This is a genomic window from Mycobacterium talmoniae (assembly GCF_001854525.1).
Classification (GTDB): Bacteria; Actinomycetota; Actinomycetes; order Mycobacteriales; family Mycobacteriaceae; genus Mycobacterium; species Mycobacterium talmoniae.
In genome coordinates, this window is sequence record NZ_MLQM01000020.1 from 40,881 (window position 1) to 46,880 (window position 6,000).

Below are 6,000 nucleotides of genomic sequence, written 5' to 3' on the forward strand. Positions count from 1 at the left end.
TGAGGGCGTCGAGACTGCGCGTAGGGCATCGAGTCTGCGGTGAGGCCCTCGAGACTGCGCTCACGGCATCGAGTCTGCGGTGAGGCCCTCGAGACTGCGGTGAGGCCGTGTTTCCGCGCCGATATTGGGCCTGAGCGCAGGGTCGGCGCCGTGGACGCAGACTCGGTGCCGCCACCGCAGGCTCGGTGCCGCCACCGCAGGCTCGGTGCCGCCACCGCAGGCTCGGTGCCCTCAACGCAGGCTCGATGCCGCCAACGCAGACTCGACGCCCTCACCGCAGGCTCGATGCCGCCAGCGCAGACTCGGTGCCGCCAGCGCAGGCTCGACGAGCGAGCACCGGGTGCGGCACCGGGCCAGCGCGGCCAACGCGAAAGCACGGGCAGCCTGGACGCTCACCCGCTCGTGGCGCCCACCGGCATTTTGGGACAATGACAAGGCCGCGGACCGCGTGGCCACAGGGAACACGTCGTGAGGAGGCAGCGGTGAGCCATCGCGACATCGATGCCAGCTACGACGAACACGCGGTGCTGGCCACCGGCCCCAAGCGGGAAGCCGCCGGCGTCAAAGCGGTGCTGGTGTCGCTGCAGCGCGGGCTGACGTCGATGGGGGCGTGGCGGACCGCGGCGTCGCTGACCCGGCTCAATCAGCGGCACGGGTTCGACTGCCCCGGCTGCGCCTGGCCCGAGGAACACGGTGGCCGCAAGGTCGCCGAGTTCTGCGAGAACGGCGCCAAGGCCGTCGCCGAAGAAGCCACCCGCCGCCACGTCACCCCGGAGTTCTTCGCCCGCCACTCGATCGCGGAGTTGACCGAACGCCCGGAATACTGGCTGTCCCAGCAGGGCCGGCTCACCCATCCGATGGTGTTGCGCCCCGGCGACGACCACTACCGGCCGATCGAATGGGACGACGCCAACCGGCTGATCGTCGAGCACCTGCGCGCCCTGGACAGTCCGCATGAGGCGGTGTTCTACACCTCCGGGCGCACCAGCAACGAGGCCGCGTTCTGCTACCAGCTGCTGGTGCGCAGTTTCGGCACCAACAACCTGCCGGACTGCTCCAACATGTGCCACGAATCGTCGGGCACCGCGCTGGTCGACGCGATCGGCGTCGGTAAGGGCTCGGTGACCGTCGAGGACCTCACCCACGCCGATCTGATCATCATCGCCGGGCAGAACCCGGGCACCAACCATCCCCGGATGCTGTCGGTGCTGGAGAAGGCCAAGGCCAACGGCGCGAAGATCATCGCGGTCAACCCGCTGCCGGAGGCCGGGCTGATCCGGTTCAAGGATCCGCAGAAGGTGCACGGGGTGGTCGGGCACGGGGTGCCGATCGCCGACGAGTTCGTCCAAATCCGGCTCGGCGGCGACATGGCGTTGTTCGCCGGCCTGGGCCGGCTGCTGCTGGAGGCCGACGACCGCGCGCCCGGCACCATCGTCGACCGCGACTTCATCGCCGGGCACTGCGCCAACTTCGCCGAATATGAGACCCGCACCCGCGCCGTCGATTTCGACACGGTCTACGAGGCCACCGGGATCGAGCAGGACCAGCTGCAGCGGGTCGGAAAGATGCTCGCCGAATCGAAGCGCACGGTGGCCTGCTGGGCGATGGGACTGACCCAACACCGGCACGCGGTGCCGACGATCGCCGAGGTCACCAACCTGCTGCTGATGCGCGGGATGATCGGCAAGCCGGGCGCCGGATTGTGCCCGGTGCGCGGGCATTCCAACGTCCAGGGCGACCGCACCATGGGCATCTGGGAGAAGATGCCCGAGGAGTTCCTGGCCGCGCTGGACGCCCGGTTCGGCATCGTCACCCCCCGCGAACACGGGTTGGACACCGTCGACGCGATCCGCGCCATGCGCGACGGTCGCGCCAAAGTCTTCCTGGGAATGGGCGGCAACTTCGCCTCGGCCACACCGGATACCGCGGTCACCGAGGCCGCGCTGCGCACCTGCGCGCTGACCGTGCAGGTGTCCACCAAGCTCAACCGCAGCCACCTGGTACACGGCCGCACCGCGCTGATCTTGCCGTCGCTGGGACGCACCGACCGCGACATCCAAAACGGCGTCAAACAACAGGTGTCCGTGGAGGATTCGATGTCCATGGTGCACCTGTCCCGCGGCCGGCTCACCCCGCCCGGCGACCAGGTGCGCAGCGAGGTGGCGATCGTCTGCGGGCTGGCCCGCGCGCTGCTGGGCCCCGAGCACCCGGTGCCGTGGGAAGACTTCGCCGGCGACTACGACACCATCCGCGATGCGATCGCCGCGGTGGTGCCCGGTTGCGCCGACTACAACACCAAAGTCCGTGCCCCCGACGGCTTTCAGCTGCCGCACCCACCGCGGGACGCCCGCGAATTCCCCACCGTCAGCGGCAAAGCCAACTTCGCGACCAACCCGCTGCAGTGGGTGAAGGTGCCGCCCGGCCGGCTGGTGCTGCAGACCCTGCGCAGCCACGACCAGTACAACACCACCATCTACGGCCTCGACGACCGCTACCGCGGGGTCAAGGGCGGGCGCCGGGTGGTGTTCGTGAACCCCGCCGACATCGCGCGGTTCGGGTTGACCGACGGCGATCGGGTGGACCTGGTGTCGGAGTTCACCGACGGCGACGGCCGCACCCAGGAGCGCCGCGCTCCCGACTTCATGGTGGTGGCCTACCAGACCCCGGTCGGCAACGCCGCCGCCTACTACCCGGAGACCAATGCGCTGGTCGCGCTGGACCACGTCGCCGCCAAATCGAACACCCCGGTGTCCAAGGCGATCGTCGTCCGGCTGGAGCGGCGCTGATGGGGCGGGTGACCGCCCGGCGGCGGGCCCGGCACCTGACCGCTGAACGCAGCGTGACCCGGCCGGAAACCCTGGCCGTCGAGGAGCCGCTGGAGATCCGGGTCAACGGCACCCCGATCACCGTCACCATGCGCACCCCGGGCTCCGATGTCGAACTGGCGCAAGGCTTCCTGCTGACCGAGGGGGTGATCGCCGGCCGCGACGACATCGTCGCCGTCCAGTACTGCCGGGGTGCCACCGACGCGGGAATCAACACCTACAACGTGCTGGACGTGACGTTGGCGCCCCACGTCCCGGCCCCCGACGTGGACGTCACCCGGAACTTCTACACCACCTCGTCGTGCGGCGTGTGCGGCAAGGCCTCGCTGGATGCGGTGCTGCTGACCAGCCGGTACTGCCCGGGTGATGATCCGTTCCGGCTGGCCGCCGAGACCCTGGCGGTGATGCCGGGCCGGCTGCTGGACGCGCAGAAGGTTTTTGCCAGCACCGGCGGGCTGCACGGCGCGGCGCTGTTTTCCGCCGACGGCGCCATGCTGGCGGTGCGCGAGGACATCGGCCGGCACAACGCCGTCGACAAGGTCATCGGGTGGGCGCTGGAACACCACCGGATCCCGCTGGCCGGCACCGCCCTGCTGGTCAGCGGTCGGGCGTCGTTCGAGCTGACCCAGAAGGCCGTCATGGCCGGGGTGCCGCTGCTGGCCGCGGTGTCCGCGCCGTCCTCGTTGGCCGTCGACCTGGCCAGCCAGTCCGGGCTGACCCTGGTGGCGTTCCTGCGCGGCGAATCGATGAACGTCTACACCCGGCCCGACCGCCTCGTAGGGTGGGCGGGTGAGCCGCCAGGACCGCATCCGCTGGGATGACAAATACGCCGGCCGCGGAGCGGCACCGGTCACGCTGATCGGCCCACCCCTGGTTTTCCGTCCCCACCAACACCTGTTCCCCACCGCGGGACACGCCCTGGAGCTCGCCTGCGGACAAGGGCTGGCCGCCGTGTGGCTGGCCCGCCGCGGGCTGGACGTCCTCGGCGTCGACGTGTCGCCGGTGGCCATCGATCAGGCGCGAAAGCTGGCCCGGCGCAGCGGAGTCGGCGACCGGTGCCGCCTGGACGTGGTGGATCTCGACGGTGGTCTGCCGCCCGGGCCGCCCGCCGACATCATCTTGTGCCACAAGTTCCGGGACCGCCGCCTGGACCGGGCGATTATCGCGCGGCTGGCGCCCGGTGGGCTGCTGGCGATCAGCGCGCTCAGCGAAGTCGGCGCCGCGGCCGGGCCGTTTCGGGCCAGCGCCGGGGAACTGCCGGCCGCGTTCGCCGACCTGGAGCTGGTGGACGCCGGGGAGGGTGGCGGCGAGGCCTGGCTGCTGGCCCGGGCGCCGCTGCCGGCGTCCTGAAATTCCCGCCCAAAAACCGCGGGGCTGGGACAGTATTCTGGTTCCGCTGGTTGCGGCAACCACGCCGCCTGGCGACGCCCGAGACGAGGTTGGCAGATGGATCAAGGTCGCGACCGGCGGGGCCGGACCCGAGCACCGATGACGGCGGCGATCATCGGTGCCTGCGCGGCGCTGGTGCTGGCCGGATGCGGGTCGGTGGTCGACGGGCAGGCGGTCTCGATGCTCTACAACCCGGCGCGGGTCGGGGGGCTGCCGGTGACCGAGGGCCCCAGCGGGCCGCGCGACAACGCTCCGGCACCCACCGGCACGGTGGAGCACACCGACAATGGGAAGATCGACAAGCTGGCGCTGCTGTCGGTCAACGACATCCAAGACTATTGGCAGCAGAACTACGACGGGCTCAACGGCACCACGTTCACCCCGATCGAGAAACTCATCTCCTACGATTCGGCCGATCCGTCCAGTCCCAAGGTCTGCGGCACCCGGACCTACAAGGAGCCCAACGCCTTCTACAGCTTCAAATGCAAACTGATCGCCTGGGATCGCGGCGTGCTGCTGCCGACCGGGCAGAAATACTACGGCGACATCTCGGTCACCGGGGTGCTGGCGCACGAGTACGGGCATGCGTTGCAGGACATGTCTAAGCTGGTCGACATCCGAAAGACCCCGACCATCGTCGCCGAGCAGCAGGCGGATTGTTTCGCCGGGGTGTACATGCGCTGGGTGGCCGAGGGCCAGTCGCCGCGCTTCACCCTGAGCACCACCGACGGCCTCAACCACCTGCTGGCCGGGCTCATCCAGATCCGCGACGACGTGCTGCGGCCGGGGGAGGAAGAGGGGATCAAGGAGGGCCACGGCACCGCCTTGGACCGGGTCAGCGCATTTCAGATCGGCTTCGACACCGGCACCCCGGCCTGCGCGGCCATCGACCTCAAGGAAATCGAACAACGCCGCGGCGACCTGCCCATGTCGCTGCGGGTGGAATCCACCGGCCGGGTGGAGACCGGGGAAGTCCCCATCGACAAGGACAACCTGTCGACGCTGATGGACGTGATGAACCGGATCTTCGCGCCCAAGGAGCCGCCCACGCTGTCCTACGACGCCGGGAAGTGCGCCGACGCCGAACCCAGCCCACCCGCCTCGTACTGCCCGGCCACCAACACCATCAACATCGACCTGCCCGCCCTGCAGGAGATGGGCCAGTCCGCCAACGAGGCCAACAAGGTCATGCTGCAAGGCGACGACTCCGCCTTCTCGGTGGTCATGTCGCGCTATGCGCTGGCGCTGCAGCGCGAACGCGGCGTGGGGCTCACGTCGGCGATGGCGGGTCTGCGCACCGCGTGTCTGACCGGGGTGGGGCAGCGCGGGATGGCCGACCCGAGCGGTATCGCCGAGGGCAAGGGCCTGATTCTGTCCGCCGGCGACCTCGATGAGGCCGTCTCCGGAATCCTGGCCAACGGCCTGGTCGCCAGCGACGTCAACGGCAACACCGTGCCCGCCGGCTTCACCCGGATCCTGGCGTTCCGCTCCGGCCTGCTCGACGGCGACACGGACCGGTGCTTCCAACGCTTCCCGTGAGGCCTGGCACGGCGGCCGCACCGCATCGGCAAACCTAGCAGCGATCGGGCGGACGCGGCGCTCGTGTCGGAAATTGCCGCCGAAAGCGGTGGTGATGGGACAGTATTCTTGATCCGCTGGTTGCGGCGCCCGGGCCGCTGGGCGAAGCCTGAGACGAGGGTGGCAAATGGGGCGAGGTGGCGGGGGTCCGCGGCGGCGGATTTCGGCGTGCGCGGCGGCGGTGATCGGTGCCGCGCACGCCCAAATC

At 69.9% G+C, this 6,000-nt stretch carries 4 protein-coding genes; all 4 read left to right on the forward strand.

The features are described from left to right. Window positions 1–482: 482 nt before the first annotated feature. A complete protein-coding gene (locus BKN37_RS06430) occupies window positions 483–2,786 on the forward strand; it encodes an FdhF/YdeP family oxidoreductase (protein ID WP_423212767.1) in 2,304 nt (767 codons plus the stop codon). Next, on the forward strand, window positions 2,786–3,646 hold the full coding sequence (fdhD, locus tag BKN37_RS06435; RefSeq protein ID WP_071023495.1) for a formate dehydrogenase accessory sulfurtransferase FdhD: 861 nt from the start codon (window positions 2,786–2,788) through the stop codon (window positions 3,644–3,646). The genes BKN37_RS06430 and fdhD overlap by 1 nt, the downstream gene beginning before the upstream one ends. Then, window positions 3,615–4,175 (forward strand): class I SAM-dependent methyltransferase, encoded by a 561-nt coding sequence (locus BKN37_RS06440; protein ID WP_071023498.1) that lies wholly within the window; start codon window positions 3,615–3,617, stop codon window positions 4,173–4,175. The genes fdhD and BKN37_RS06440 overlap by 32 nt, the downstream gene beginning before the upstream one ends. A gap of 96 nt (window positions 4,176–4,271) precedes the next feature. Then, a complete protein-coding gene (locus BKN37_RS06445; protein ID WP_071023500.1) occupies window positions 4,272–5,753 on the forward strand; it encodes a neutral zinc metallopeptidase in 1,482 nt (493 codons plus the stop codon). Window positions 5,754–6,000: the final 247 nt, after the last annotated feature.